Here is a 24,666-nt window from a genome sequence, read left to right as displayed (position 1 = left end):
GGCCGCGTCAGGCTCCGCCCTGCACCACGCGCCCGTCCACCACCCGGATCACGTCCGCCCTGCCGTCGAGATCCGCGAACAGGGCGGGGTCCGCCCCCGTCATCCAGACCTGGCCCGGCAGGGCGTCGAGGGCGTCGAACAGGCCGGCGCGGCGGCGCGGGTCGAGGTGGGCGGCGACCTCGTCGAGGAGGACGACCGGCGCCAGGCCGCACATCGCCTGGACCAGCCGGGCATGGGCGAGCACGAGGCCGATCAGCAGGGCCTTCTGCTCGCCGGTGGAGGCGGTGGCGGCCGGCACGTCCTTGGGGCCGTGGCGGACGACGAGGTCGGTGGTCTGGGGGCCGTTGAGGGTGCGGCCGGCGGCCCTGTCACGCTGGCGACCCTGCCGGAGCGTCTGCCGGTAGCGGTCCTCCGCCTCGATGGCCGACCAGACGGCGACGAGGTCGTCCATGTCGCCCTCCAACCGCACGCCCGCCCAGGGGAAGGGCTGGCCGTCGTCGCGGCCCTCCGCGATCAGGCGGTCGAGGCGCTCGGCGGTCTCGCGGCGGGCCAGTGCCACGGCGACGGCGAGTTCGGCTACCTCCCGCTCGATCGCGTCGAGCCAGCGCCCGTCGTCCGGGCGCTCGTCGAGCAGGCGGTTGCGCGAGCGCAGGGCCCGTTCCAGAGCGCCGACGCGGGCGCCGTGACTGGCATCGACCGCGAGCACCAGCCGGTCCAGGAAGCGGCGGCGGTCGCCGGCCGGCCCGCGGAACAGCCCGTCGAGGTCGGGGGTCAGCCAGACCACGCGCAGAAACTCGCTGAAGGCGATGGGGGATGGCACGCTTCCCCCGTCGACCCGGCACAGCCGGGTGGCGCGGGTGTCGAGCCCGGCCGGCTCGTAGCCGGTACCGACCCGGTGCTCGTCCTCGCCGCTCGTGAGACCCATCGAAACGGCGAAGCCGCCGGTGCCGCCGGTGCGGGCCATGCCGGCGAACTCGGCCCGGCGCAAGCCGCGGCCGGGCGAGAACAGCGAGATCGCCTCCAAGAGGTTGGTCTTGCCCGCACCGTTCTCGCCGACCAGCGCCACGAAGCGGCGGTTCAGCCCGAGTTCGAGGTCGGCGTGGTTGCGAAAGTCCCGGCAGGTCAGCCGGGTGAGCCGAAGCTTCCCGCCCTGGTCTGTCGGTCGATCCTGGTCCGGCGCGATGGGCGGCTGGCTCCCCCTCACACCCGCATCGGCATCAGAACGTAGAGGGCGGCCGCGCCCTCGCGGTCCTGGATCAGGGTCGGCGAGCCGGGGTCGGCGAGCTTGAACAGGGCAGTGTCGCCTTCGAGCTGGCCCGTGATGTCGAGAAGGTAGCGGGCGTTGAAGCCGATATCGAGGGCCCCGGCCTCGTAGTCCACGTCGAGCTCCTCCGTGGCGCTGCCCGAGTCCGGGTTGTTGACGGACAGCGCCAGGCGCCCCTCCTGCACGCTGAGCTTCACCGCCCGCCCGCGCTCGGAGGAGATCGTCGAGACACGGTCGACCGCGCGGGCGAAGGGCTCGCGCTCCACGGTGAGGAACTTGTCGTTCCCGGCCGGGATCACCCGCTGGTAGTCGGGGAAGGTGCCGTCGATGAGCTTGGAGATCAGCACCACGCCGCTGGCGAAGCGGAAGCGGATCTTGGCTGGCGACAGGTCGATCTCGACGCCCTCGCCACCGTCCTCCACGAGCTTGATGATCTCGGCCACGGCCTTTCGCGGCACGATGATGCCGGGCATGCCGCGGCTGCCCTCCGGCGCATCGATCTCGACCCGCGCCAGGCGGTGGCCGTCGGTGGCCACGGCGCGCATCTTGAGCGCACCGTCAACGTCGAGGGTATGGAGGTAGATGCCGTTCAGGTAGTAGCGCGTCTCCTCCGTCGAGATCGCGAACTGCGTCTTCTCGATCAGGCGCTTGAGGTCGGAGGCCGCCAGCGCGAAGCCGTGCGGGAGCTCGCCCGCCGCGAGGTCGGGGAAGTCGCCCTCGGGCAGGGCGCCGAGCGAGAAGCGCGAACGGCCCGAGCGGATGGTCATCTGCCCGGTCTCGCCGCTCGTCTCCAGGGAGACCTGTGCGCCGTCGGGCAGCTTGCGGACGATGTCGTAGATGACGTGAGCGGGAACCGTGGTGGCACCGGGATCGGCGACGTCCGCGGCGATCGTTTCCGTGACCTCGATGTCGAGGTCGGTCGCCTTGAGTTGCAGGCCCTCGGGGCCGCTGCGCAGGAGCACGTTCGAGAGGATCGGAATCGTGTTGCGGCGTTCCACCACCCGGTGGACGTGGCCGAGCGACCGAAGCAGGGCCGCACGCTCGACTGTGACTCTCATCTCGAAAACTCGTGGTCTTTGAAAAAAAGCTCGCCGCAGCCGCGAGGGCCCGAGGACGGGGACTCAACTTGGCGAAGCGCCCCCCGGAAGGCAAGGGCGGGACAGGCCCCGGTCTTCGCCGCCCGCGCCCACGGCGCGCGTCCTTGCACAGGCTTGTGGCAGACGGGTCCGGGATGACGACGACCCGGGAACGGCGACGCCCGGGGTTCGTTGAGCGAGCGTGGCCGCAATTCGGGCGGTGGGTGACGGGCGAGGGTGGGACGGATCATGGCGGAGCGGCCCTCGGAGTCCCTTCCTGCCCTCCTCGGGCAGGCGCTGCGCCTGGGCGCCGAGCATCTGCGTCAGACCCTGGCCCTGGCGCAGATCGAGACCACGGGGAACATCCGCGCCATCCTCGGCCTCGTCACCCTCCTGGGCATGGCCGTCCTCCTGGTGATCGTTAGCTTCTTCCTGGTCCTCGCCGCCGTGGTGAAGGGGCTTTCCGTCCTCGTCGGGTCGGAGCCGCTTGCGGCGGTCATCGTCGCCGGTCCCTTCCTGCTGGCCTCGCTCGTCCTGCTGTGGCTCGGCCTGCGCCGCATGGCGCTCGACAACCTGGAACCGCGACGGACCGAACGGCAACTGGCCGCTGACGCCCGCGTGGTGCTGGGCACCGACGCGCCCCGTTAAGGCCCGTCAGCCTGTCGCGAACCGGACGACGGCGATCGCCGTCTCTCCATAGAGGCGCCGTTCGAGTTCCGTGAAGCCGGCGGGTAGTCCGACCATGGCGCTGGCGGCCTCCTCCACCACCACGAGGGCGCCCGGCGCCAGCCAGCCGCCCTCGGCCGCCGACGCCAGGGCCGCAGGGGCGAGGTCGCGGCCGTAGGGCGGATCGCAAAAGGCGAGCGAGAACGTGCCGCTGGTGCCCACCGGTCCGAGCTTGGTCGCGTCGCGCCGGAACAGGCGTGTCACGCCTTCAGCCCCGAACGCCTCGATGTTGTCGCGGATCAGGCCGCGCGCCTCGGCGCCGTCGTCGACCAGCAGGGCGTAGGCGGCTCCGCGTGACAGAGCCTCGAAGCTGAGTGCCCCGGTGCCGGCGAACAGGTCGAGCACCCGCGCGCCGGTGACGGGGTCGTCGTAGGCATGCATCAGGACGTTGAAGACGGCCTCGCGCAGGCGATCCGACGTGGGACGGATCGCATCGGTCTTCGGGGTCGCGAGCCGGCGCCCGCGATGGGCGCCGCCGACGATCCTCACCGCGAACCACCGCGCGGCGGACGACCCGCCCCGCCGCCGGGACGGCCACCCGGCTTGGCGCCTCCGGGCTTGGCCCCGAAGCCTCCGGGCTTGGCCCCGAAACCTCCGGGCTTGGCTCCCCCGGGCCTGGCGCCGAAGCCGCCCGGCTTGGCCCCGCCGGCCTTGAAGCCCCCCGGCTTGCCGCCGGCCTTGAAGCCGCCACGGTCCCCGCCCGGTCGCTCGCCGCCCGCCTTGAATCCACCGGTCTTGAAACCACCGGGCTTGGCGCCGGCACCCTTGTAGCCGCCGCGATCGCCGCCACCGGGACGGTCGCCACGGTCCCTGGCGCCGTCGCGGTCACCCGAGGGTGCGAAGCTGCGGGGACGCTCGCCGGCCGGCGGGCCGCGGCGTTCGCCACGCTCCCCGCCGCGATCCTGGCGGGGGGCGCCCGGCGCACCGTCGCGGCCGAACGGCCGTGGTCCGGCATCGCGGCGGGGCGGACGTGCGTCGCCCTCCGGTCGGCCGGCGCCTCGGGGCTGGTCGTCCCGCCGCGGTGGGCGGGCGTCGCCCTCGAATCGGCGGGCGGGACGGTCGTCGCGGTCGTCCCGCCGGAACGCCGGCTTGGGCGTGAAAGCCCGCGGCGCGCGGGCCGGCTCGTGACCGTCTGTCCGCGCGCGCTGCGGGCGGGCATCGCCCTCCGGCGCATCGCGGCGCGCACCACGGTCGCGGCGATGCGGCTCGGGCGCGGCTTCCTGGGGCGTCGCCTTCAGGCGCTCCACCAGCACCCGGCGTTCGCCGGTCTGGATGGCGCCGACGCGCTCGCGACCGCGGGCGGCCGCCGTCTCGCGCTCGACCTTCGGGTCCGCTCCGCGGCGGGGAACCTTGACGCGGCGGGGGCCGTCCTGCGCCGGTGCCTCCTCCTCGGAGCGCCAGACCGAGCGGCGCGGCCCGGCACCGGAGCCTCCGGTGGGAACCCTGGCGGGAGCGGCGGGGCCGCGGACCGGGCGGTCGCCGCCACGGGAGGGCGCGCGCTCGCCGTAGGATCGCGCCGGGCGCGGTGCCTCGTCGTCGGACTGGCGCCGTTCGGCGCCCCGGGCGGCCGAGGCCGAACGGGCGGGCTGCTTGGCCTGCGGCTTGGGCGATCCGAACGGAGCGATCGGCTCGCGCACCGGGCTCGCGAAATCGACGCCGGCCTGTTCGGACAGCGCCGGGCCGAGCTGCTCCTTGAGGACCTTGGTCTTGATCTCCTCGACGAGGCCGACTTCGAGGTCGCCGAGCTGGAACGGCCCGAACGACAGCCGGATCAGCCGGTTCACGGCCAGCCCGAGGTGTTCGAGGATGCGCTTGACCTCTCGGTTCTTGCCCTCGCGCAGGCCCAACGTGATCCAGAGGTTGTCGCCCGACGAGCGGTCGAGCACGGCATCGACCGGGCCGTAGTCCATGCCGTCGATGGTGACGCCCTTGCGCAGCTTGTCGAGTTCGGCCTGGCTGGTGTCGCCGTGGGCCCGCACCCGGTAGCGCCGCAGCCAGCCGGTGTCGGGATGCGCGATGACCTTGGCGAGGCCGCCGTCGTTGGTGAGCAGCAGCAGCCCTTCGGTGTTGATGTCGAGCCGGCCGATCGCCACCACCCGCGGCAGGTCCTCGGGCAGCGATTCGAACACGGTCTGGCGACCTTCCGGGTCGCGGGCCGTGGTGACGAGGCCGCGCGGCTTGTGGAAGATCCAGAGCCGGGTGCGCTCGCGGATCGGCAGCGGCTCGCCGTCGACGGTGATGACGTCCGCATCGGTGACGTTGATCGCCGGCGAGTCGAGGGCCCGGCCGTTCAGGCTGACGCGGCCTTGCTCGATCATGGCCTCGACGTCGCGGCGGGAGGCGATGCCGGCCCGTGCGACCACCTTGGCGATGCGGTCACCCTCCGGCGTCGGCTCGTCGGAGGCGGCCGGCTTGGGCTTGGGCGCCGGCTCGGTCCGGCGCCGCAGGGGCGCGTCGCCGCCGCGGGCGGGGGTTGCGGCCTTGCGGGGCTTGGGCTTCTCCTCGGCCGAATCGCCGGGCACGCCGGCATCGGTGGTCGGGGCCCAAGGCGCCGTCGCGGTTTCGCGGCCAGCGTCTTCGCGCTCGACCGCCGGAGGCGTCGTGGTGGGATCGCGCGTGTCGTCGGACCCGCCCGTCGTATCGTCTGTGTCGTCGCTCATCCCCGCCCCATAACAGAGAGGGTTCACGGTTGCGAGATGGCCACGACGCGACGAACGGCCGAGCCGGACGAGAAAAAGGCGGCCGAAGCCGCCTCTGTCCCACTCCGTCGGCCGAAGACCGACACTAGATCCTGGGCGAGCGCCCGCGGATGACGCCGAACACCGCCGAGATCAGGAACAGCGCGATCGCCACGAAGAAGACGATCTTGGCGGCCTCCATCGCAGTGCCGGCGATCCCACCGAAGCCGAGGAGTGCCGCGACGAGCGCGACGACGAGGAAGGTGACTGCCCAACCGATCATGGTGTTCTCCGTTCGGTTCGTGCCGTCGCTGACGAACGGCGCTGCGATGATCCGAGGATCAGGATGCCCGGCTCAGGGCATGGGACCGTTTGAGCCGGGCTGTTCGAGGTACGATCAGATCTTGCTCTTGACCGCGTCGGCTGCGTTCTTGACGCCGTCCTTGGCGTCGCCGACCGTCTTCTGGGTCTCGCCCTTGAGTTCCTGGGCCTTGCCCTCGGCCTTCAGCTTGTCGTTGTCTGTGACGTTGCCGATGCCCTGCTTGACGTTGCCGACGGCTTCGTTGGCGAGACCTTTGATCTTGTCGGTGGTGCTGCTCATGATGCGCTCCTCAACTGTCGTTGGCGGGCCCTGGTCCTGGTCGACGTCTGTCGTCGAAGACTTGGCCGCGTCGTCGGGTCAACCCAGTCGGGCCGGCAATGTTCCGGGGATTAACATTGCCTGTCGCAGATCGATGGCCGGTTCGGCCGGCGGGTTTGCCCGGACACCGACCGGGGCTTAGGAACGTGCCCGTGAGCGATCCGATCCCTTTTTCCTCCGGCAACGATCCGTTCGACCTGGCCTTCGCGGCCGCCCGCGCGGCCGCCGATGCCGGCGAGGTGCCGGTGGGTGCCGTCGTGCTGCGCGGCGGCACGGTGCTGGCCGTGGCGGGCAACCGGCCCCGCGCCCTGGCCGATCCCACCGCGCACGCCGAGATCCTGGCGATCCGCGCGGCCTGCGCCGCCGTCGGCGACGAGCGCCTGGTAGGCTGCGACCTCTACGTGACCCTGGAGCCGTGTCCGATGTGCGCGGGCGCGATCTCGCTGGCGCGCATCCGCCGGCTCTACTTCTCGGCGTCCGACCCCAAGGGCGGCGGCGTCGAGCACGGGCCGCGGGTGTTCAACCAGCCGACCTGCCACCACGCGCCGGAGGTCTACGGCGGTTTTCGCGAGGCCGAGGGCGCGGCGTTGCTGCGAACCTTCTTCGCGCACCGGCGCGACCGCTGAGGCGGGACGGCGGGCCGCCCGGCCCCGGCGGCGCGGATCAGGCCGCCGCCAGCGGCTTGGAGACCTCCTCCAGGGACTTGCCCTCGGCGGCCGTGCCCCAGATTCCCCCGACGATGGCCGCGAACAGCATCAGCGCCGCGCCGATGCCGTAGCCGATCAGCACGTTGTCGCGCGAACCGGTCTCCACCAGGGCGCCGAACAGCAGCGGGCCCGAGACCCCGCCGATGCCGGTGCCCAGCGCATAGAACACCGCGATGGCCAGGGCCCGGATTTCCAGCGGGAAGGTCTCGGCCACGGTGAGATAGGCCGCGCTCGCGGCGGCCGAGGCGAAGAAGAACACCACCATCCAGGCCGCGGTCTGGCCGACCGGCCCGAACACCTCGATCTTGAAGAGGTAGCCGGTGACGGCGAGCAACACCGCCGAGATGCCGTAGGTGAAGGCGATCATCTGCCGCCGCCCGATCGTGTCGAACAGACGCCCCAGCAGCACCGGCCCGAGGAAGGAGCCGAGGGCGAAGGGCAGCAGGTACCAGCCGACGTGCTCGCCGGGCACGCCGTAGAACCGCTGCAGCACCAGCGCGTAGGTGAAGAACAGGGCATTGTAGAAGAACGCCTGCGCGATCATCAGGGCGAGGCCGACCAAGGTCTGCTTGCGGTGGCCCACCAGCATGGTGCCGAACACCTCCGACAGGGGCGTGTGGCTGCGGGTCTTGATCTTGTAGCGCTTGGCCTCGTCGATCGGGGGCAGGGTGTGGCCCTCGTCGGTGAAGCGCTTCTCGATGCCCGACACCACCCGGTCGGCCTCGGCGATGTAGCCATGGGTGGCGAGCCAGCGCGGGCTCTCGGGAATCCACGACCGCAGGAGAAGGATGGCGAGTCCGACGCCGCCGCCGATGAAGAAGGCGACGCGCCAGCCCCAGTTCGGGTCGATCACGTCGGCGCGCAGCAGCACGATCGACAGGACGGAGCCGCCCGCCGCACCGATCCAGAACGAGCCGTTGATGACGAGGTCGGTCCAGCCGCGCACGCGGGCCGGCACCAGCTCCTGGATGGTGGAATTGATGGCGGTGTACTCGCCGCCGATGCCGGCGCCGGTGAGGAAGCGGAAGATGCAGAAGCTGTAGATGTCCCACGACAGGCCGGTGGCGGCGGTGGCCACGAGGTAGAGGGCGAGGGTGATGAAGAACAGCTTCTTGCGCCCGATCCGGTCGGTGAGCCAGCCGAAGCCGAGCGCGCCGGTGACGGCGCCGATGAGGTAGGAGCTGGCCGCGAGCCCGACGTCGAACTCGGTGAAGCTCATCGGCTCCTTGCGTAGCGCGCCCACCAGCGAACCGGCCAGCGTCACCTCGAGGCCGTCGAGCACCCAGGTGATTCCGAGCGCCACGATGACGAGGACGTGGAACCTGCCCCAGGGCAGCCGGTCGAGACGGGCCGAGACGTCGGTGTCGATCACCGTCCCCATCGGGACGCGCTCCGGGCTCGCCGCCGTTTCAGCCCTGGTCGCCATCGACACCTCGTTAACGCTGCTGTGAGAGACGGGTGGAGAAGTCGAGGCGAATCGCTTTCGTTCCGCTTTTGCCTTCACCGGTCCGGCTCATGCTGGCGGCATCCCCACGGGTCCGCCCCATGCCGCGTCCACGCTCCTCCGAAATCCTGTTCGTCGTCGTCCTGGCCGCTCTCTTCACCGCCGCGTTCAGGGGCGGCGAGGCGAAGCCGCCGCCCGACGATCCCGCCGCGACGGGCGCCACCGCCGTGCCGGGAAACACCGACGGCCGCGTCGTGCGGATCGTCTACCAGCCCCTGGTCACACCGCGCTGAGATCACGTCGCGCCGAGATCACGTCGCGCCGAGATCACGTCGCGCCGAGATCACGTCGCGCCGAGGTCGCGCAGGCGCGGATCGAGGGCGTCGGACAGGGCGTCGCCGATCAGGTTGAGCGAGACCAGCGTCGCGACCAGGAAGGCGGTCGGACCGGCCAGCATCCAGGGCGCCGTCTCGAGGGAGCGGGCACCGTCGGCGACGAGGGCGCCCCAGCTCGTCTCGGGCTCCTGGACCCCGAGCCCGAGGAACGAGAGGAAGCTCTCCAGCAGGATCACCCGCGGCACCAGCGAGGTCGCGGCCACCACCACGACCCCCAGGGTGTTGGGGACGACGTGGCGGGCGAGGATCGCGGCCCGCGACCGGCCGAGCGCCTCGGCGGCGCGCACGAAGTCGCGGTGGCGCAGGGCTCGGGTCTGGGCGCGCACCAGCCGGGCCATGTCGAGCCATTCCACCGCCGCGATGGCCGCCAGGATGAGCACGAGGTTCGCCCGGAAGAATACCAGCAGGACGATCACGAAGAACACGAACGGCAGCGCGTAGAGGATGTCGACGATCCGCATCATCACCGCATCGAGCGTGCCGCCGGAAAACCCCGCCACGGCGCCGTAGACGACGCCCACGATGAGCGCGACGGCGGTGGCGACGAGGCCGATCAGCAGCGAGACCCGGCCGGCGACCAGGCTGCGGGAGAGGATGTCGCGCCCGAGCGCATCGGTGCCCAGGAGGAAGTGGAGCCGGCGCACGGGGACCGAGACGACGAGGCCGCGCCCGTCCTCCGCGCGCGACAGGACGACGGGCGTACCGAACAGGTCCGAGCGCGGCAGCGCGGTCAGCACGCGCGGGTCGATCGGCCGGTCGGCGGCGAGCGTCAGGCGCACCGTGCCCGGTTCCCGCACCACGGCCTCGAGGCGCACGCGCATGCGGAAGGCGAGGCGTGCGAGGATGTCCGGAAGGTCGTCGCCGCGCGGGTGTGCCGCCGGCCCGGGCGCCACCCGCACGAGGTCGGGGTAGATCCGCCCCGGCGCGTGGCCGGTGAGGAGCGGGCCGACGAGGCAGGCCAGGGCCACGGCGGTCAGCACCGCCACCGCCGCGACGGCGACGGGCCGGCGCAGGAGGCGCCCGGCCGCCAGCCGCCCGAGGGACCCGCCCGCCGTCATCGCATCGACCGCGTGCGCGGGTCGAGCATGGCCGCCGCGATGTCGCCGACGAGGTTGAGGACCATCACGAAGACCGCCACCAGCACCACCGTGCCCATCACCAGCGTGTAGTCGCGGTTGAGCGCGCCGTCGACGAAGTAGCGGCCGATGCCGGGCAGGCCGAAGATCGTCTCGACCACCACCGACCCCGTCAGCAGCGCCGCCGCGGTGGGGCCGAGGGTGGCCACCACCGGGATCAGGGCGGCGCGCAGCGCGTGGCGGGCGATGCGCGCCGGCGACAGGCCCATGGCGCGCTGGGTGCGCACGTGCGGCGCGTTGAGGGTCTCGACCAGGGCGGAGCGGACGAGGCGGGCGATCGCCCCGGCCTGGGGCAGCGCCAGGGTGATCGCCGGCAGGACGAGATGGCTCGGTGCGCCACCCTCCCAGCCGCCCACCGGCAGCCAGGCCAGCCCGAGCCCGAACACGATCTGCAGGAGCGGCGCCACCACGAACCCGGGAACCGACAGGCCGGTGCCGGCCATGAGACCCACGGCCCGGTCCCAACCGCTGCCGCGCCGCAAGGCGGCCAGCGACCCGAGGCCGAGGCCGGCGCAGACCGCGAGCACCAGCGCCAGCGCGCCCAGGGTCATCGACACCGGCAGGCCGCGGGCGAACAGTTCCGCCACGGTGAGGTCGCGGAACGAGAACGAGGGCCCGAGGTCGCCCCGCAGCAGCGCCGCGCAATAGCGCAGGAACTGGACCGCCAGCGGCTGGTCGAGCCCGTAGGTGCGCGACAGGTTCTCCATCGCCGCGCGGGGGAGGGGGCGTTCGAGGTCGAACGGACCGCCGGGCGCCAGGCGCATCAGGAAGAAGCTGCCCGCCACCACGAGGAACAGGGTCGGGACCGCCTGGACGAGCCGGTGCAGGACGAGGCCGATCACCGGGCCCGTCGCCCCAAGTGGATCGCGCCGGCCCGTCGCCGCCCCGTTGGCTCGCGCCGGCCCCTCACGTCATCGCTCTCCGTCACCGCCGCCCGCGATGATGACGCCACGGCCGGACCCGCGCAAACACCATCCGCTCGCAAACACCATCCGCGCACAAGCACCCTTCGAACGCGTCCCGCCGCGCGTCTGCCCTGCCAGAACTTGCCTTTCCGTTCGAACCCGTCTATCCGCCCGTTTCGCGTTCGCTCCGGCTGGGGGCTGAACGGACGGTGTCGGCTTGCCGGCAACAGGGGGTGGTTCCGAACCGGAGTCGTTCCCGTCGTCCCGTGTCTCCGCCTTCGATCAACCGCTCGGGCCTCCATTACGGCTCGAAGGGCTTGGCGCCGGGTGAACGTGTGAGCCGGCCCGACGCGTCTTCCAGCACTTCTGGTGCCGTCGGGTCCCTATGGACATGAAGGGCCCGTTACAATGCCTCTTTACGAACACGTCTTCCTGGCGCGCCAGGACGTGACATCCCAGCAGGTCGAGACCATGATCGAGACCTACAAGGGCGTCATCGAAGCCAATGGCGGCACGGTCGAGAAGATCGAGATGTGGGGCGTCAAGTCCCTCGCCTACCGCATCAAGAAGAACCGCAAGGCGCATTTCACCCTCCTGAACATCGACGCCCCCCCGGCGGCGCTGACGGAGATGGAGCGCCAGATGCAGATCTCCGAAGACGTGCTGCGGTTCATGACCGTGCGCGTCGAGGCCCTCGAGGCCGAGCCGTCTGCGATGATGCAGAAGCGCGATCGCGACGATCGCAAGGACCGCGAGCGCGGCCGTCGTCGTGACGACGAGGGCTTCGGTGGCGGTGGTGGTGGATTCGGTGGCGACCGCGATCGGGGTGATCGCGGCGACCGTGGCGATCGTGGCGACCGGCCCGAGCGCAGCTTCGGCGGGGAGGCTTAAGTCATGGCATTCGGTGCTGGACCTGGTGCGGCCCCTGCGGCCGGTGGTGCTGCTGCTGGCGGAGCCGGCGGCGGACGTCGTCCGTTCTTCCGTCGTCGCAAGACCTGCCCCTTCTCGGGCGTGAATGCGCCCAAGATCGACTACAAGGACGTCAAGCTGCTCTCCCGCTACGTCTCGGAGCGCGGCAAGATCGTGCCGTCGCGCATCACCGCGGTGTCGGCCAAGAAGCAGCGCGAGCTCGCCCAGGCGATCAAGCGCGCCCGCTTCCTCGGCTTCCTCCCCTACGTGATCAAATAGTTGGCTGCCCTGGCCCGGCTTTGCCGAGCCAGGGCGTCCGCCGCACGCGCGGCGGTGCGTAGTCACGCTTGCGCCGCATAGGGGCGGCGAGGGGTTTTTCGTACCGGCGTTCATGGTGGAACGCCGGGAGTCGTTGGGGCGACGCGGTTCGCCTCTAACCCTGCCCCATCCGGGACAGCGGGACAGCGGGATTCAATGAAACAGTCACTCGGTATCGGCATCGGCGCGGGCCTAGTCTCGGCACTCCTGTTCGGCGTGCTCCTGAAGGCGACGGCCCTCTCCATCCTGCTCTATCTGCTGGCCCCGCTGCCGATCCTCATCGTCGGGCTCGGCTGGAGCCACAAGGCCGCCCTGGCCGCCGCCGTCTCGGGCAGCCTGGCGCTCGCCCTCGTGATCGCGCCGTTCCTCGGCCTCGGGTTCCTGGCCTATCTCGCCCTGCCGGCCTGGTGGCTCGCCTATCTGACGCTGCTCGGCCGTCCCGGTGCCGACGGCACCATGGAATGGTATCCCACCGGGCGCCTTTTGGCCTGGACGGCGAGCACGGCGGCCCTGGCTTTCGTCGCCATCGCGGTGATCGCGTCTCCGAACTACGAGACCTTCCAGAACCAGCTGCGCGGGATGACCCGCACCCTCGTGAAGACGCGCGGCGACGCGCGCATCACGCCGGCCCCGGCCCCGGCCGCACCCGGTTCGTCCGAGACCCAGGATCGCTCCGCTCCGGCGCAGGATGCTCCCGCCACCCCGGCCACGGACGGGACGACGCCGATCACCGTCTCGGCCGACGAGGTCGCCGATGCGCTGGCGGCGATCGCGCCGGGGCTGGCCGCGCAGGGACTGGCGCTGCTGCTGACCTTCTACCTCTGGGCCGCGGCCCGGATCGTCCAGATCTCGGGGCGCCTGCCGCGGCCGTGGCCCGACCTGCCCGCCACGGCGATGCCGCGCCGTGTCCTGATCCTCCTCGGGGCGGGGGCCGTCCTGGCGCTGATGCCGGGCTACTTCGGTGTCCTCGGGATCGCGCTGGCGGGGGCCCTGAGTGCCGCCTTCGCCCTGCAGGGGCTCGCCGCCTTCCACGACCGCAGCCGCGGCCGCAAGGGCCGGGGGGCGCTCCTGATCGGCCTCTACATGATCCTGTTCGTGACCCAGGGCGTCGCCTTCGTGGCGCTGACCCTGTTCGGCGTCGCCGATTCCGCGCTCAACCTCCGCCGTCCCAAGGAAGGCGCGGGCCCGACCTGAGACACCCCGCTCAAACCCCGCCGCTCCGGCACCGGACGGCGGCCCATCTCCCACCCACCGGACAAGGACAAAAGACCATGGAAGTGATCCTCCTCGAGCGCGTGGCCAAGCTCGGCCAGATGGGCGAGACCGTCAACGTCAAGCCCGGCTACGCCCGCAACTTCCTCCTGGCCCGCGGCAAGGCCCTGCGCGCCACCTCCAACAACAAGAAGCACTTCGAGACCCAGCGCGCCCAGCTCGAGGCCCGCAACCTCGAGCGCAAGTCCGAGGCCCAGGGCGTCGCCGAGACCCTCGAGGGCAAGAGCTTCGTGCTGATCCGCCAGTCCGGCGAGACCGGCGTGCTTTACGGCTCGGTCTCCACCCGCGATCTCGCCGAAGTCGTCACCGCCGAGGGCTTCACCGTCGGCCGTGACCAGTTCGCCCTGAACGCGCCGATCAAGACGCTGGGCCTCCATGTCGTCCCGGTGGTGCTGCACCCCGAGGTCGAAGTGACGGTGACCGTCAACGTCGCCCGTTCGCCGGAAGAGGCCGAGCGTCAGGCGCGTGGCGAATCGACCACCGAGCGCGAGGCCTTCAACCTCGACGACCTCGGTCTTGAGGTCGGCGCGGCGCTCGCCGAGGCCGGCGACGACCGCGAGTAGGTCCCACTCGCCCCGGTGGACAACGGGGACGGTCGGCCTTCGGGCTTGACACGTTCCGCATTTGTTCCAGCATGGACGCCCGCCGGTTCGAAGGAGCCGGCGGGCGTTCCTGCGTTAGATCCTATCCCGATCCCTCATCCTGAGGTGACCGGGCCGGAGACGCGAGGCGCGTGTCGCGCCCATCGGCTAAGGATCGGCTAACCATGCCGGGGCCATGGTCTTCGGGTAGCGACGATGCGCGGCGGCGACCGCGCGGTTTTGACGAGTTGGAGCGTCGAGTCAGCCCATGGCCCTGCCCAATGCCCTGACGGCCAACCTCCAGGCCGTCACCCAGGAATTCCGCGTCGCGCCCCACAACATCGATGCGGAGCAGGCGCTGCTCGGCGCCATCCTGGTCAACAACGACGCCTACTACCGGATCTCGGACTTCCTCCTGCCCGAGCACTTCATGGAGGACGTGCACCGCAAGATCTTCGAGGTGGCGACTTCCCTGATCAAGGCGGGCAAGCTCGCGACCCCGATCACGCTCAAGACCTACCTCGGCGATGCGGATCTCGGCGGCCAGACGGTGATGCAGTACCTCGCCCGCCTCGCGGCCGAGGCGACGACGGTCATCAATGCGGGCGACTACGGCCGCACCATCTACGATCTCGCCATCCGCCGCCGGCTCATCACCATCGGCGAGGATCTCGTCAACGGGGCCTACGAGGCGCCGGTGGAATCCTCGCCCCGCGACCAGATCGAGGGCACCGAGCGCCGGCTCTACGAACTCGCCGAATCGGGCAAGTACGACGGCGGCTTCCAGAAGTTCTCCGACGCGCTCACCACCGCCGTCGACATGGCGGCCAAGGCCTACCAGCGCGAAGGCAAGCTCTCCGGCATCGCCACCGGCCTCACCGACCTCGACGCCAAGATGGGCGGCCTGCAATCGTCGGATCTCATCATCCTCGCCGGACGCCCGGCGATGGGCAAGACCTCGCTCGTCACCAACATCGCCTTCAACATCGCCAAGGCCTACCAGGGCGAGAAGCAGCCCGACGGCCGCATCGAGACCAAGAACGGCGGCATCGTCGGGTTCTTCTCGCTGGAAATGTCGGCCGAGCAGCTCGCCACCCGCATCATCGCCGAGCAGTCGGGCGTGCCTTCCTACAAGATCCGCCGCGGCGACATCCGCCCGGAGGACTTCTACAAGATCACCGACGCCGCCCGGGACATGCAGTCGATCCCGTTCTACATCGACCAGACCGGCGGCATCTCGATCGCCCAGCTCGCCGCCCGCGCGCGCCGCCTCAAGCGCCAGAAGGGCCTCGACGTGCTCATCGTCGACTACCTGCAACTGCTTTCGGGCTCGGGCAAGCGCAGCGACAACCGCGTGCAGGAGATGACCGAGATCACCACCGGCATGAAGGCGCTCGCCAAGGAGCTCTCGGTGCCGATCATCGCCCTGTCGCAGCTTTCGCGCCAGGTGGAGAACCGCGACGACAAGCGCCCGCAGCTCTCGGACCTGCGCGAATCCGGCTCCATCGAGCAGGACGCCGACGTGGTGATGTTCGTGTTCCGCGAGGAATATTACGTCAACAACAAGAAGCCTCGCGAGGGCACCGAGGAGTTCTTCGCCTGGGAGGCGGAGATGAACCGCGTCCACGGCAAGGCCGAGGTGATCCTGGGCAAGCAGCGCCACGGCCCCACCGGCACGGTGGAACTGCAGTTCGACGCCAACATCACCCGGTTCTCGAACCTGGCGGCCGAGGACCGGACGCCGGCGCGGATGTAGGACGCCGCCGCGCCCGGCCGGCCCTCAGCGGCCGAGCAATCGTTTGAGGAACGAGCCCTCGACCGGAACCGTCGGCGTCCCGGCCGCGGCGGGGATCGGGCCTCGGCGAAGCTCCCATCCCCAGGACCAGACATGCTGGCCAGGCTCGCCGACGATGCCGAGGCCCGCGCACGGGCGCTCTCCGTCCACGGGCGCGACACGGCCGGCGGCCCAGACCCGCTGCCAGCAGTCCCGCAGGCCGAGGTCCGCATCGCACCAGCCCAGGCGCTCGGTTCCCATCACGGCGAGGATGCGTGCGGCCGAAAAGTCCGCCGGGATCCAGACCCAGGCGGAGAAGACGTAGACCGTGCGGGGATCGAAGGCGCGGATGTCGAGGAGCGTCGTGTAGGAGTTCAACACCTCACCGGGCAGTCCGGTGTCGTGGCGCCGGGCCGGGCGGGCCAGCCTCGTCGGGCGGGCGAGGGGCCCCGCGGGCGCGGGACGCAAGCCATGGTGAGCCGCATAGGCGGCGTCGCAGAGCCCGATCCACGATTCGAGGTCGGTCTCGTAGTTGCGCTCCGGTTGCGAGATCCGTCTGACCGTGCCCTCCAGCAGCCGCCCCGAGGTACGGCGGAGGCCCGGCTCGCCCTCGGTGACGCGCAGCACCGTCGAGGGTCCGTGCCGCCAGATCGCTTGCGCCAGGGCCATGAAGGCGGCATCGTCCTCGCCCTGCTGCGGCTTGCGGACGAGGATCTTCTCGCCGGTTGCGAGGTCGCTCAGGAGCGCCCGCTTGAGGTGGGCCACCTTGCCGTACTGCCGCTCGAGGAAGGCGCTCTTGTCGACCGCGTCGGCATGCGTCTGGGTGTTGTACCAGAAATTGTAGCATCCGCTCCTGCAGTAATAGGTTCCGCTCTCGGTCTCTTCGAGGCTCAGGTCGCCCGGCGCGCCATACTTGTCCAGGTTGTCGGCGATCGCGTGCGTGAGCGGTTCCACATCCGCATAGGCGAACCGGAACAGCCCGGAGGGCTCGGCACCGCAATAGCGCTGCACGAACCCGAACTCGCAGTTTCCGCCGAGGCTGCGGAAGGCCGCGATCCGGTCGGAGACGCCGAGACCGCCCAAAAGCCCGGTAGTCGGCCCCTGGCGCGAGGGACGCAGTCGACGCTTGCCGCCGAGCTTCACGATCATGGTCTCTCCTCGCCCGCCCCGTTTCGGACCGCTCGGGGGCGGGATAGACCACCCGGGCCATGCCGGTCACCCGGCCGCATGCCGGCGGTTTTCGCGAGCGGTGTGGCCGCATTGGGCCGCGATCGTGCATAGGTAGGGCGAGGACGCGGGCCGGTTCCCGGCCTCGCCCGCGCCGGCAACCGCCGGTGGCTGTGTCGTTGGATGGAGGATGTCATCGGATCGGTTGATGCGGCCTCGATCGGCCATGGTGCCCGCCTCACGATCGACCTTTCCGCCATCGTCGAGAACTGGCGCCGGCTCGGTGCGCAAGCGCCCCACATCCCCTGCGCCGCTGTGGTGAAGGCCGACGCCTACGGCTGCGGCCTCGCCGCCGTCGCCCCGGCCCTGTGGCGGGCCAGTTGCCGCACTTTCTTCGTGGCGCACCTGAGCGAGGGCATCGCGGCCCGCGCGCTCCTGCCGGAGGCGGCCATCTACATCCTCAACGGGCTCCTGCCCGGAACCGGCGAGGCCCTGATCGCCAACGCCCTGCGGCCGGTGCTCGGATCGCGGGAGGAACTCGCCGAATGGGCCGGTCGCGGGCCGGCGGCGCTGCATGTGGACACCGGCATGAGCCGGCTCGGCCTGTCGGTGCCCGAGGCCCTGGCGCTCGCCGGCGATTCCCTCGTGACGGGGGCGGGACTCGACCTCCTGATGAGCCATCTCGTCAGCGCGGAACAGCCCGGCGAGGCGATCAACGCCCGCCAGGTCGCGGATTTCGCGCGGGTGCGGGCGGCCTATCCCGGCCTCCCGGCCTCGCTCGCCAATTCCTCCGGCTGCTTTCTCGGGGACGGCGTTCCCAACGATCTCCTGCGGCCGGGCTACGCCCTGTTCGGCGGCAACCCCATGCCGGGTTCGCCCAACCCCATGCGCCCCGTGGTGCGCCTGGAGGCGGCCATCGCCCAGGTCCGCACCGTCGAGGCGGGGGAGAGTGCGGGCTACAACGCCCGCTGGACCGCGCCGTCCCGGCGCCGGCTCGCCACCCTCTCGATCGGCTATGCCGACGGCTATCCCCGCGCGGCGAGCGGGCGCGGCCATGCCCTCGTGGGCGGTGTCGCCTGTCCCATCGCCGGGCTGATCTCGATGGACCTCATCATCCTCGACGTCACCGATGCGCCGGCCGCCCGCCGCGGTGCGCCGGCGGTGCTGATCGGCGACGGCCTCGACGTCGACACCGTCGGGCAGGCGGCGGGCACCATCGGCTACGAAATCCTGACGGGCCTGGGTTCACGCTATGTTCGCCATTATGTAGTGTGACGGGGCGGAGCGCCGCGCCCGACCCGGAAGCAGAATGGCCAAGATCCACCAGACCTTCGTCTGCCAGTCCTGCGGGGCGGTCTACAACCGCTGGCGCGGGCGCTGCGAGGCCTGCAACGGCTGGAACTGCATCGCCGAGGAGACGGGGGCGAGCGGCCCGCAGGCCGGCCCGGTGGCGACGCGTCCGGGCCGGGCACGCGGCCGGGTGTTTCCCCTCGAAGGGCTGACCGGCGAGGCCAAGCAGGCGCCGCGCATCCCCTCCGGCATCGCCGAGCTCGACCGGGTCACCGGAGGCGGCTTCGTGCGCGGCTCGGTGATCCTGCTCGGCGGCGATCCCGGCATCGGCAAGTCGACGCTCCTGATGCAGGCCACCGCCGCCATGGCCGGCACCGGCGAACGCGTCGTCTACATCTCCGGCGAGGAGGCGGTGGCGCAGGTGCGCCTGCGGGCGGAGCGCCTGGGCCTCGCCGGCCGGCCGGTGGAGCTGGCCGCCGAGACCAACGTCGAGGACATCGTCGAGACCCTGTCGCAGGGGCGCCCGCCGGCGCTCGCCATCATCGATTCGATCCAGACCATGTGGACCGAGACGGTGGAATCGGCGCCCGGCACGGTCACGCAGGTGCGCGGCTCGGCCCAGAGCCTGATCCGCTTCGCCAAGACCACGGGCACGGCGGTGATCCTGGTGGGCCACGTCACTAAGGACGGCCAGATCGCCGGCCCGCGCGTGGTCGAGCACATGGTCGATTGCGTCGCGTCCTTCGAGGGCGACCAGGGCCATCATTTCCGCATCCTGCGCGCCGTCAAGAACCGGTTCGGCCCCACCGACGAGATCGGGGTGTTCGAGATGACCGACATGGGGTTGGCCGAGGTGCCCAACCCCTCCGCCCTGTTCCTGGCCGGGCGCGACCATGCCGCGCCGGGTACGGCGGTCTTTGCCGGAATGGAGGGGACGCGGCCGCTGCTCGTGGAGATCCAGGCGCTCGTCGCCCCGTCCTCCCTCGGCACGCCGCGCCGCGCCGTGGTGGGATGGGACCCCAACCGCCTGTCGATGGTGCTGGCGGTGCTCGAGGCCCACGGCGGCATCCGCCTCGGCACCCACGACGTCTACCTCAACGTCGCCGGCGGCCTGCGCATCACCGAGCCGGCGGCCGACCTCGCGGTCGCCGCGGCCCTGGTCTCGTCGCTGTCGGGCGCCGCTCTCCCGCCGGAGACCGTCTACTTCGGCGAAATCGGATTGTCCGGGGCGATCCGCCCCGTGGCGCAGGCGCCGGCCCGGATCAAGGAGGCGGTGAAACTCGGGTTCGCCAAGGCCGTGACACCGCAGAACCGGGGGGAGGGCGGCGACGGTGCCCTCCAGACCGAGGCCCTGCGCCATATCGCCGACCTCGTCGCCGGCATCGCCAGCGGAGCGCCTGGGCGCGGCAAGGGCGGGCGTGGGCGGGACGAGTACGACGACGACTGAACCTTCGCGACCGTTCGGCCACGACCCTCCCGCCTGCGTTTCGCGGCGGAGGGTGACGGGCCTGATCCGGCACGGTATACAGTCGGCGCGGCACGGGGCAGCCGCAACGCCATCGATCGTCGCCGCTCTGCCCCCTTGTGACCAGCGTCGTCGATGCCGTTTTCCATTCTGGACCTCGCCGTTCTGGGGATCGTCGCGATCTCCGCCCTCCTCGCGGCCGTGCGGGGGGCCACCCGTGAGGTCCTGGCGATCATCGCCTGGGTCGCCGCGGCGGCCGTGGCCTGGAAGTTCTACCCCCTCGTCCTGCCGATGGTCGGCCAGCACGTCACCAACGCCACGGTGGCCCTCGTCGCCTCCATCGCCGCGATCTTCCTCGGCACCCTGATCGTCGTCTCGATCATCACCGTGAAGATCTCGGACATGATCCTCGATTCGCGGATCGGCGCGGTCGACCGCTCGCTGGGGCTGATCTTCGGCGCCGGCCGCGGCTTCCTGATCTGCGTGATCGGCTGGGTGTTCCTGGCCTGGCTGGTGCAGGGCAAGATGCCGGACTGGGCCGCCACCGCCAAGAGCCGCCCCCTCCTCGAGAGGTCCGGCGACGCGCTGGTGGCGCAATTGCCGGAGAATCCGGAGGGGATCCTCAAGCAGTTCAAGAAGCCCAAGGCCGATGGGGCGACCGAGCCGGCCGATGCGGCTGCGGAGGGCGAGGCGCCGGTCCAGCGCCGCAGCGATGCCGAGAAGCCGGCTCAAGCCGCGCCCGCGACGCGACGCTGACCTGCAAGAAACCGGGCTTGGTTGCGCCCTACCGATCGACGACATAACGGTTTCGTGACGCAAGGTCTTGAGGCTGCGCCCGGCCGCCTGTCCTGGTGAGCCGCGCGGCCGACGGGGAAACGGCAACAGCATGTCCGATCGATCAGCCACTTCCCGTTCCTCCCACCGGACGGTGGACGGGATGGACCGCGACGGCGACACGCTGCGCGAGGAATGCGGCGTCTTCGGCATCTTCGGGCACCCGGACGCCTCGGCCATCGTGGCGCTGGGGCTGCATGCCCTGCAGCACCGGGGCCAGGAGGCGGCGGGCATCGTCTCCTTCGATGGGGCGGTGTTCCATTCCGAGCGGCGCCCCGGCCTCGTCGGCGACTCGTTCTCAGACCGCTCGACCATCGAGCACCTGGAGGGCTCGGCCGCCATCGGCCACGTCCGCTATTCGACGACAGGGGGCACGATCCTCAGAAACGTGCAGCCGCTCTTCGCCGAACTCGCCAGCGGCGGCCTGGCTGTGGCGCACAACGGCAACCTCACCAACGCCCTCACCATCCGCCGCGACCTGGTCCGCGAGGGCGCCATCACCCAGTCGACCTCCGACACCGAGGTGATCCTGCATCTGGCCGCGCGCTCGCGCGCCCCGCGCATCGTCGAGCGCTTCACCGAGGCTCTGCGTCGGATCGAAGGCGCCTATGCCATCGTGGCGCTGACCAACAAGAAGCTCATCGGTGCCCGCGACCCCCTCGGCATCCGTCCGCTGGTGCTCGGCGAACTCGACGGCCGCTATATCCTCGCCTCCGAGACCTGCGCGCTGGACATCATCGGCGCCAAGTTCATCCGCGACATCGAGAACGGCGAGATCGTGGTGATCTCCGAAGAGGGGATCGAGTCGATCCGGTTCGCTCCGCCCCAGCCGATGCGCCCGTGCATCTTCGAGTACATCTATTTTGCGCGGCCCGATTCCGTCGTGAACGGCAAGAGCGTCTACGCGGTGCGCAAGAACATCGGCGTCGAACTCGCCCGCGAGTCGCCGGCGGATGCCGACATCGTCATCCCGGTGCCGGATTCCGGCGTGCCGGCGGCGCTGGGCTTCGCGCAGGAGACCGGCCTGCCCTACGAGATGGGCATCATCCGCAACCACTACGTCGGACGGACCTTCATCCAGCCGACCCAGTCGGTGCGAGAGCTCGGCGTGCGCATGAAGCACTCGGCCAACCGGGCCGCCGTCGAGGGCAAGAGCATCGTGCTCGTCGACGACAGCCTCGTGCGCGGGACCACCTCGGTGAAGATCGTGCGCATGATGCGCGAGGCCGGCGCCCGCGAGGTGCATTTCCGCATCGCCTCGCCGCCGATCACCTACCCCGACTTCTACGGCATCGACACGCCCGAGCGCGAGAAGCTGCTCGCCGCCACCCACGACCTCGAGGGCATGCGCCGCTACATCGGTGCCGATTCGCTGGCCTTCCTGTCCATCGCCGGACTCTACCGGGCGATGGGGGAGGAGGCGCGCGACCCCGCCTGTCCGCAGTACACCGACCATTGCTTCACCGGCGACTATCCCACCGCCCTGACCGATCTGGCGGTAGCCGGGCCGCGGCGCCTGGCCATGCTCGCCGAAGCCGATTGAGATCCCCATGACCGCGTCCTCCGACAAGCCGCTCTCCGGCCGCGTCGCCGTCGTCACCGGTGCCTCCCGCGGCATCGGCCGTGCGGCGGCCCTGGCCCTGGCGCAGGCCGGCGCGCATGTCGTCGCCGTGGCGCGTACGCATGGCGGCCTCGAGGAGCTCGACGACGCCGTGACGGCGGCGGGATCGAGCGCCACCCTGGTGCCGCTCGACCTCACCGATTACGACGGCATCGACCGCCTGGGCGCGGCGATCTACGAGCGCTGGCGGCGCCTCGACATCCTGGTCGGCAACGCCGGCATCCTCGGCAACCTGACGCCGCTGGGCCATGTGACGCCCAAGGCCTGGGACCAGGTGATGGCCATCAACGTGACGGCCAACTGGCGCCTGCTCCGCTCGCTCGATCCCCTGTTGCGGGCCTCCGATGCCGGGCGGGCGGTGTTCGTGACCTCCGGCGCGGCCCACAAGTGCCGCGCCTATTGGGGGGCTTATGCCGTGTCGAAGGCCGCCCTCGACGCCCTGGTGCGGACCTACGCCGCCGAGACCGAGACGACGCCGGTGCGGGCCATGCTCCTCAATCCCGGCCCCCTGCGCACGGCCATGCGCAAGGCCGCGATGCCGGGCGAGGATGCCGCCACCCTCAAGACGCCCGACGACCTCGCCCCGGCCTTCGTGCGGCTGGCGCGGCCCGATTGGTCGGACTCCGGCAAGATCTACGACTTTCCCACCGACCGTGTCGTGGCGTTCCAGCCGCCGGCCTGACCGGTGGTGTTCCACGACGACAGGCTAGCCAGGTCCCCACGATGATCGACGTCCGCTGCATCTGTGCCATCGGGTTGCGGGGCCAGCTCGGCCTGAACGGGCAGTTGCCCTGGGAGGGCAACACCGACCCGCTGTTCGTCGAGGACGTGACGCGGTTCTTCGCCCTCACCATGGGCCATGTGCTGATCGCCGGCCCCAAGACCATCGCGTCGGTGCCGGCCTTCGCCTTTCAGGATCGCACCATCGACGTGATCCGCAGCCACGAAGACCCCGAGGCGGTGCTGGCCCGCTATCCCGGCCGGCGCATCTTCGTGGGCGGCGGCATCGCGGTCTGGAACGTCTACGCGCGCTACATCCAGCACTGGGACGTCACGCGCCTGCCGTACGACGGCGAGGCCGACCGCTGGTTCGACCCGGCCTGGCTGGTGGGCGGGGCGTTGCGGGAGGGCTGATGCGGTCTGCCGCTTGATGAAAGCGGTGACCGTATCGGCAAGCCCATGCGGCGCCTGAGCGAAGCCGAAATCCGCATTGCGAAGCAATCGAACGGATTTTGCATGAGCCAGTCCGACTGAATTGGGTTTCGGTGCCGCGCGGCACGATGGCCATCGTCCCGAGTTGACGCTCAGGCCATACGCGAAGGTTCCCCATGACCGCACACAGCTATCGCTTCGGCATCGAGGAGGAATATTTCCTGGCCGATGCCGAGACCCGCGGCACCCCGCGCCGGTCGGTGACGGCCTTCCATGAGGAGGCCGGCGACAGGCTGCCCGAGATCGGGCAGGAGCTGCTGCAGAGCCAGATCGAGGTCTGCACGCCGCCGTCCACGGATTTCGGAGAGGCACGCGAGATCCTGGCCGGCCGGCGCTCCGCACTCGCCGCCCTCGCTGGCAGGCACGACCTTCTGGTCTTTGCCGCCGGCACGCACCCGGTCGCCGAATGGGCGCGGCAGGTGCCCACGAAGGGCGACCGCTACCGCGGCATCCTGCGCGATGTCGGGCTCGCCGGGCGGCGCAGCCTGATCTGCGGCATGCATGTCCATGTCGAGGTGCCCGACCCGAAGGCGCGCATCGACCTCATGAACCGGCTGCTGCCGTTCCAGCCCCTGTTGCTGGCGCTGTCGGCCTCCTCGCCGTTCTGGCAAGGGGCCCCGACGGGGCTGACCGCCTATCGCCTGAGCGCCTTCGGCGAGTTGCCCCGCACCGGGCTGCCGCCGCTGATCGGGTCCCCGCAGGATTACGAACGCTATCTGCGCATCATGACCGCGGCCGGGTCGATCGCGGACGCAAGCTTCCTGTGGTGGTCCCTGCGCCCCTCGATCAAGTTCCCGACCCTGGAACTGCGCATCGCCGATTCCTGCACGCGGCTGGAGGACGCGCTGGCCATCGCCGCCCTGTTCCGTTGCCTCGTGCGCCTCGTAATCCGCCGGCCCGACCTCAACGACTCCCTCGACGGGGTCTCGCGGGCGCTGGCGGAGGAGAACCTGTGGCGGGCCCAGCGCAGCGGCACCGACGCCGAATTGATCGACGAGGCGAGCGAGGACGCCCTACCCTTCGCCGAGGCCCTGGACCGCGTCCTCGCCCTCGTCGATGCGGACGCCGACGCCTTGGGCTGCGGCCCGGAGATCGAAAGGACCCGCGCGATCCTGACCGAGGGCACCAGCGCCGAGAACCAGATCGGCGTGTTCGAGGCGGCCCGAAAGGGCGACCGCAGCGACCGGCAGGCCCTCGACGCCGTAGTGGACTGGCTGGCGAAGACGACGGCCGGTGCGACCGCCGCCTGAGC

The 24,666-nt window shown here is 71.0% G+C and carries 25 protein-coding genes; 15 read left to right on the top strand and 10 right to left on the bottom strand.

The genetic code is table 11. The features are described from left to right. Positions 1-7: 7 nt before the first annotated feature. Positions 8-1,183: a DNA replication/repair protein RecF gene (gene recF, locus ASF39_RS00180; RefSeq protein WP_056281064.1), complete on the bottom strand. Its 1,176-nt coding sequence runs from the start codon at positions 1,181-1,183 to the stop codon at positions 8-10. Between the two features lie 17 nt (positions 1,184-1,200). Further along, positions 1,201-2,322 carry a DNA polymerase III subunit beta gene (gene dnaN / locus ASF39_RS00175; protein ID WP_055878633.1) on the bottom strand — a complete coding sequence of 374 codons (1,122 nt, stop codon included), beginning with the start codon at positions 2,320-2,322 and terminating at the stop codon, positions 1,201-1,203. A gap of 267 nt (positions 2,323-2,589) precedes the next feature. Between dnaN and ASF39_RS00170 the strand changes: the two genes are divergently transcribed. Next, positions 2,590-2,988 carry a phage holin family protein gene (locus tag ASF39_RS00170; RefSeq protein WP_056280123.1) on the top strand — a complete coding sequence of 133 codons (399 nt, stop codon included), beginning with the start codon at positions 2,590-2,592 and terminating at the stop codon, positions 2,986-2,988. Positions 2,989-2,994: 6 nt separating this feature from the next. On the opposite strand, the gene rsmD is transcribed toward ASF39_RS00170, so the two are convergent. The 4 genes from rsmD to ASF39_RS00155 all read right to left on the bottom strand — a co-directional run bounded on the left by rsmD (position 2,995) and on the right by ASF39_RS00155 (position 6,345). Then, complete coding sequence (gene rsmD, locus ASF39_RS00165) at positions 2,995-3,555, bottom strand: 16S rRNA (guanine(966)-N(2))-methyltransferase RsmD (protein ID WP_056280121.1); 561 nt, start codon at positions 3,553-3,555, stop codon at positions 2,995-2,997. Further along, a complete protein-coding gene (locus tag ASF39_RS00160; protein ID WP_082494261.1) occupies positions 3,552-5,726 on the bottom strand; it encodes a pseudouridine synthase in 2,175 nt (724 codons plus the stop codon). Before ASF39_RS00160 ends, rsmD begins: the two co-directional genes overlap by 4 nt. A gap of 124 nt (positions 5,727-5,850) precedes the next feature. Next, complete coding sequence (locus ASF39_RS20110) at positions 5,851-6,027, bottom strand: DUF1328 domain-containing protein (protein WP_082494260.1); 177 nt, start codon at positions 6,025-6,027, stop codon at positions 5,851-5,853. 114 nt (positions 6,028-6,141) lie between these two features. After that, complete coding sequence (locus ASF39_RS00155; RefSeq protein ID WP_056280119.1) at positions 6,142-6,345, bottom strand: CsbD family protein; 204 nt, start codon at positions 6,343-6,345, stop codon at positions 6,142-6,144. Between the two features lie 191 nt (positions 6,346-6,536). Here ASF39_RS00155 and ASF39_RS00150 point away from each other — a divergent pair, with 191 nt between their 5' ends. Then, positions 6,537-7,010, top strand: coding sequence for a nucleoside deaminase (locus tag ASF39_RS00150; protein ID WP_055878621.1), 474 nt, complete (start codon positions 6,537-6,539; stop codon positions 7,008-7,010). Positions 7,011-7,047: 37 nt separating this feature from the next. On the opposite strand, the gene ASF39_RS00145 is transcribed toward ASF39_RS00150, so the two are convergent. Beyond that, the gene (locus ASF39_RS00145; protein ID WP_056280115.1) at positions 7,048-8,517 is read right to left on the bottom strand and encodes an MFS transporter; all 1,470 of its coding nucleotides are present in this window, start codon (positions 8,515-8,517) and stop codon (positions 7,048-7,050) included. A gap of 119 nt (positions 8,518-8,636) precedes the next feature. On the opposite strand from ASF39_RS00145, the gene ASF39_RS00140 reads away from it, so the two are divergent. Beyond that, positions 8,637-8,828, top strand: coding sequence for a hypothetical protein (locus ASF39_RS00140; protein WP_056280113.1), 192 nt, complete (start codon positions 8,637-8,639; stop codon positions 8,826-8,828). 50 nt (positions 8,829-8,878) lie between these two features. On the opposite strand, the gene ASF39_RS00135 is transcribed toward ASF39_RS00140, so the two are convergent. Continuing rightward, a complete protein-coding gene (locus ASF39_RS00135; protein WP_056280110.1) occupies positions 8,879-9,988 on the bottom strand; it encodes an ABC transporter permease subunit in 1,110 nt (369 codons plus the stop codon). After that, complete coding sequence (locus tag ASF39_RS00130) at positions 9,985-10,908, bottom strand: ABC transporter permease subunit (RefSeq protein ID WP_056280106.1); 924 nt, start codon at positions 10,906-10,908, stop codon at positions 9,985-9,987. The genes ASF39_RS00135 and ASF39_RS00130 overlap by 4 nt, the downstream gene beginning before the upstream one ends. A gap of 471 nt (positions 10,909-11,379) precedes the next feature. Here ASF39_RS00130 and rpsF point away from each other — a divergent pair, with 471 nt between their 5' ends. The 5 genes from rpsF to ASF39_RS00105 all read left to right on the top strand — a co-directional run bounded on the left by rpsF (position 11,380) and on the right by ASF39_RS00105 (position 15,807). Further along, positions 11,380-11,862, top strand: coding sequence for a 30S ribosomal protein S6 (rpsF, locus tag ASF39_RS00125; RefSeq protein ID WP_055878607.1), 483 nt, complete (start codon positions 11,380-11,382; stop codon positions 11,860-11,862). Positions 11,863-11,865: 3 nt separating this feature from the next. Then, the gene (rpsR, locus tag ASF39_RS00120) at positions 11,866-12,159 is read left to right on the top strand and encodes a 30S ribosomal protein S18 (RefSeq protein ID WP_055878603.1); all 294 of its coding nucleotides are present in this window, start codon (positions 11,866-11,868) and stop codon (positions 12,157-12,159) included. 195 nt (positions 12,160-12,354) lie between these two features. Beyond that, complete coding sequence (locus tag ASF39_RS00115) at positions 12,355-13,392, top strand: DUF2232 domain-containing protein (RefSeq protein ID WP_055878598.1); 1,038 nt, start codon at positions 12,355-12,357, stop codon at positions 13,390-13,392. 77 nt (positions 13,393-13,469) lie between these two features. Beyond that, positions 13,470-14,033, top strand: a complete 564-nt coding sequence (gene rplI / locus ASF39_RS00110) for a 50S ribosomal protein L9 (RefSeq protein WP_055878596.1) — start codon at positions 13,470-13,472, stop codon at positions 14,031-14,033. A 286-nt stretch (positions 14,034-14,319) separates the two neighbouring features. After that, positions 14,320-15,807 (top strand): replicative DNA helicase, encoded by a 1,488-nt coding sequence (locus ASF39_RS00105; RefSeq protein ID WP_055878593.1) that lies wholly within the window; start codon positions 14,320-14,322, stop codon positions 15,805-15,807. 24 nt (positions 15,808-15,831) lie between these two features. Here ASF39_RS00105 and ASF39_RS00100 read toward each other — a convergent pair whose 3' ends face one another. Next, entirely contained in the window at positions 15,832-16,974 is a 1,143-nt protein-coding gene (locus ASF39_RS00100) for a hypothetical protein (RefSeq protein ID WP_056280103.1), read from the bottom strand. Positions 16,975-17,175: 201 nt separating this feature from the next. On the opposite strand from ASF39_RS00100, the gene alr reads away from it, so the two are divergent. The 7 genes from alr to ASF39_RS00065 all read left to right on the top strand — a co-directional run bounded on the left by alr (position 17,176) and on the right by ASF39_RS00065 (position 24,664). Beyond that, a complete protein-coding gene (gene alr, locus ASF39_RS00095) occupies positions 17,176-18,267 on the top strand; it encodes an alanine racemase (protein ID WP_082494258.1) in 1,092 nt (363 codons plus the stop codon). Positions 18,268-18,301: 34 nt separating this feature from the next. After that, positions 18,302-19,729, top strand: a complete 1,428-nt coding sequence (gene radA, locus ASF39_RS00090; protein ID WP_056280100.1) for a DNA repair protein RadA — start codon at positions 18,302-18,304, stop codon at positions 19,727-19,729. 153 nt (positions 19,730-19,882) lie between these two features. Beyond that, on the top strand, positions 19,883-20,503 hold the full coding sequence (locus ASF39_RS00085; protein WP_056280097.1) for a CvpA family protein: 621 nt from the start codon (positions 19,883-19,885) through the stop codon (positions 20,501-20,503). Between the two features lie 130 nt (positions 20,504-20,633). After that, positions 20,634-22,124, top strand: a complete 1,491-nt coding sequence (gene purF / locus ASF39_RS00080; RefSeq protein ID WP_055878580.1) for an amidophosphoribosyltransferase — start codon at positions 20,634-20,636, stop codon at positions 22,122-22,124. Between the two features lie 7 nt (positions 22,125-22,131). Beyond that, complete coding sequence (locus ASF39_RS00075) at positions 22,132-22,884, top strand: SDR family NAD(P)-dependent oxidoreductase (protein WP_056280094.1); 753 nt, start codon at positions 22,132-22,134, stop codon at positions 22,882-22,884. A gap of 41 nt (positions 22,885-22,925) precedes the next feature. Further along, positions 22,926-23,336: a dihydrofolate reductase gene (locus tag ASF39_RS00070; protein ID WP_055878573.1), complete on the top strand. Its 411-nt coding sequence runs from the start codon at positions 22,926-22,928 to the stop codon at positions 23,334-23,336. 194 nt (positions 23,337-23,530) lie between these two features. After that, positions 23,531-24,664, top strand: a complete 1,134-nt coding sequence (locus ASF39_RS00065; RefSeq protein ID WP_056280090.1) for a carboxylate-amine ligase — start codon at positions 23,531-23,533, stop codon at positions 24,662-24,664. Positions 24,665-24,666: the final 2 nt, after the last annotated feature.

It is taken from the genome of Methylobacterium sp. Leaf108 (genome assembly GCF_001423265.1).
Classification (GTDB): domain Bacteria; phylum Pseudomonadota; class Alphaproteobacteria; order Rhizobiales; family Beijerinckiaceae; genus Methylobacterium.
Note: the sequence above shows the minus strand (reverse complement) of the source record. Positions and strands in the feature narration are given on the sequence as shown.

Coding starts and splice junctions, on each gene's coding strand:
- dnaN (WP_055878633.1), bottom strand. CDS start 2,322: ATGAGAGTCACAGTCGAGCGTGCGGCCCTGCTTCGGTCGCTCGGCCAC.
- ASF39_RS00170 (WP_056280123.1), top strand. CDS start 2,590: ATGGCGGAGCGGCCCTCGGAGTCCCTTCCTGCCCTCCTCGGGCAGGCG.
- ASF39_RS00160 (WP_082494261.1), bottom strand. CDS start 5,726: ATGAGCGACGACACAGACGATACGACGGGCGGGTCCGACGACACGCGC.
- ASF39_RS20110 (WP_082494260.1), bottom strand. CDS start 6,027: ATGATCGGTTGGGCAGTCACCTTCCTCGTCGTCGCGCTCGTCGCGGCA.
- ASF39_RS00155 (WP_056280119.1), bottom strand. CDS start 6,345: ATGAGCAGCACCACCGACAAGATCAAAGGTCTCGCCAACGAAGCCGTC.
- ASF39_RS00145 (WP_056280115.1), bottom strand. CDS start 8,517: ATGGCGACCAGGGCTGAAACGGCGGCGAGCCCGGAGCGCGTCCCGATG.
- ASF39_RS00140 (WP_056280113.1), top strand. CDS start 8,637: ATGCCGCGTCCACGCTCCTCCGAAATCCTGTTCGTCGTCGTCCTGGCC.
- ASF39_RS00135 (WP_056280110.1), bottom strand. CDS start 9,988: ATGACGGCGGGCGGGTCCCTCGGGCGGCTGGCGGCCGGGCGCCTCCTG.
- rpsF (WP_055878607.1), top strand. CDS start 11,380: ATGCCTCTTTACGAACACGTCTTCCTGGCGCGCCAGGACGTGACATCC.
- rpsR (WP_055878603.1), top strand. CDS start 11,866: ATGGCATTCGGTGCTGGACCTGGTGCGGCCCCTGCGGCCGGTGGTGCT.
- ASF39_RS00115 (WP_055878598.1), top strand. CDS start 12,355: ATGAAACAGTCACTCGGTATCGGCATCGGCGCGGGCCTAGTCTCGGCA.
- rplI (WP_055878596.1), top strand. CDS start 13,470: ATGGAAGTGATCCTCCTCGAGCGCGTGGCCAAGCTCGGCCAGATGGGC.
- ASF39_RS00105 (WP_055878593.1), top strand. CDS start 14,320: ATGGCCCTGCCCAATGCCCTGACGGCCAACCTCCAGGCCGTCACCCAG.
- ASF39_RS00100 (WP_056280103.1), bottom strand. CDS start 16,974: ATGATCGTGAAGCTCGGCGGCAAGCGTCGACTGCGTCCCTCGCGCCAG.
- alr (WP_082494258.1), top strand. CDS start 17,176: ATGGAGGATGTCATCGGATCGGTTGATGCGGCCTCGATCGGCCATGGT.
- radA (WP_056280100.1), top strand. CDS start 18,302: ATGGCCAAGATCCACCAGACCTTCGTCTGCCAGTCCTGCGGGGCGGTC.
- ASF39_RS00085 (WP_056280097.1), top strand. CDS start 19,883: ATGCCGTTTTCCATTCTGGACCTCGCCGTTCTGGGGATCGTCGCGATC.
- purF (WP_055878580.1), top strand. CDS start 20,634: ATGTCCGATCGATCAGCCACTTCCCGTTCCTCCCACCGGACGGTGGAC.
- ASF39_RS00075 (WP_056280094.1), top strand. CDS start 22,132: ATGACCGCGTCCTCCGACAAGCCGCTCTCCGGCCGCGTCGCCGTCGTC.
- ASF39_RS00070 (WP_055878573.1), top strand. CDS start 22,926: ATGATCGACGTCCGCTGCATCTGTGCCATCGGGTTGCGGGGCCAGCTC.
- ASF39_RS00065 (WP_056280090.1), top strand. CDS start 23,531: ATGACCGCACACAGCTATCGCTTCGGCATCGAGGAGGAATATTTCCTG.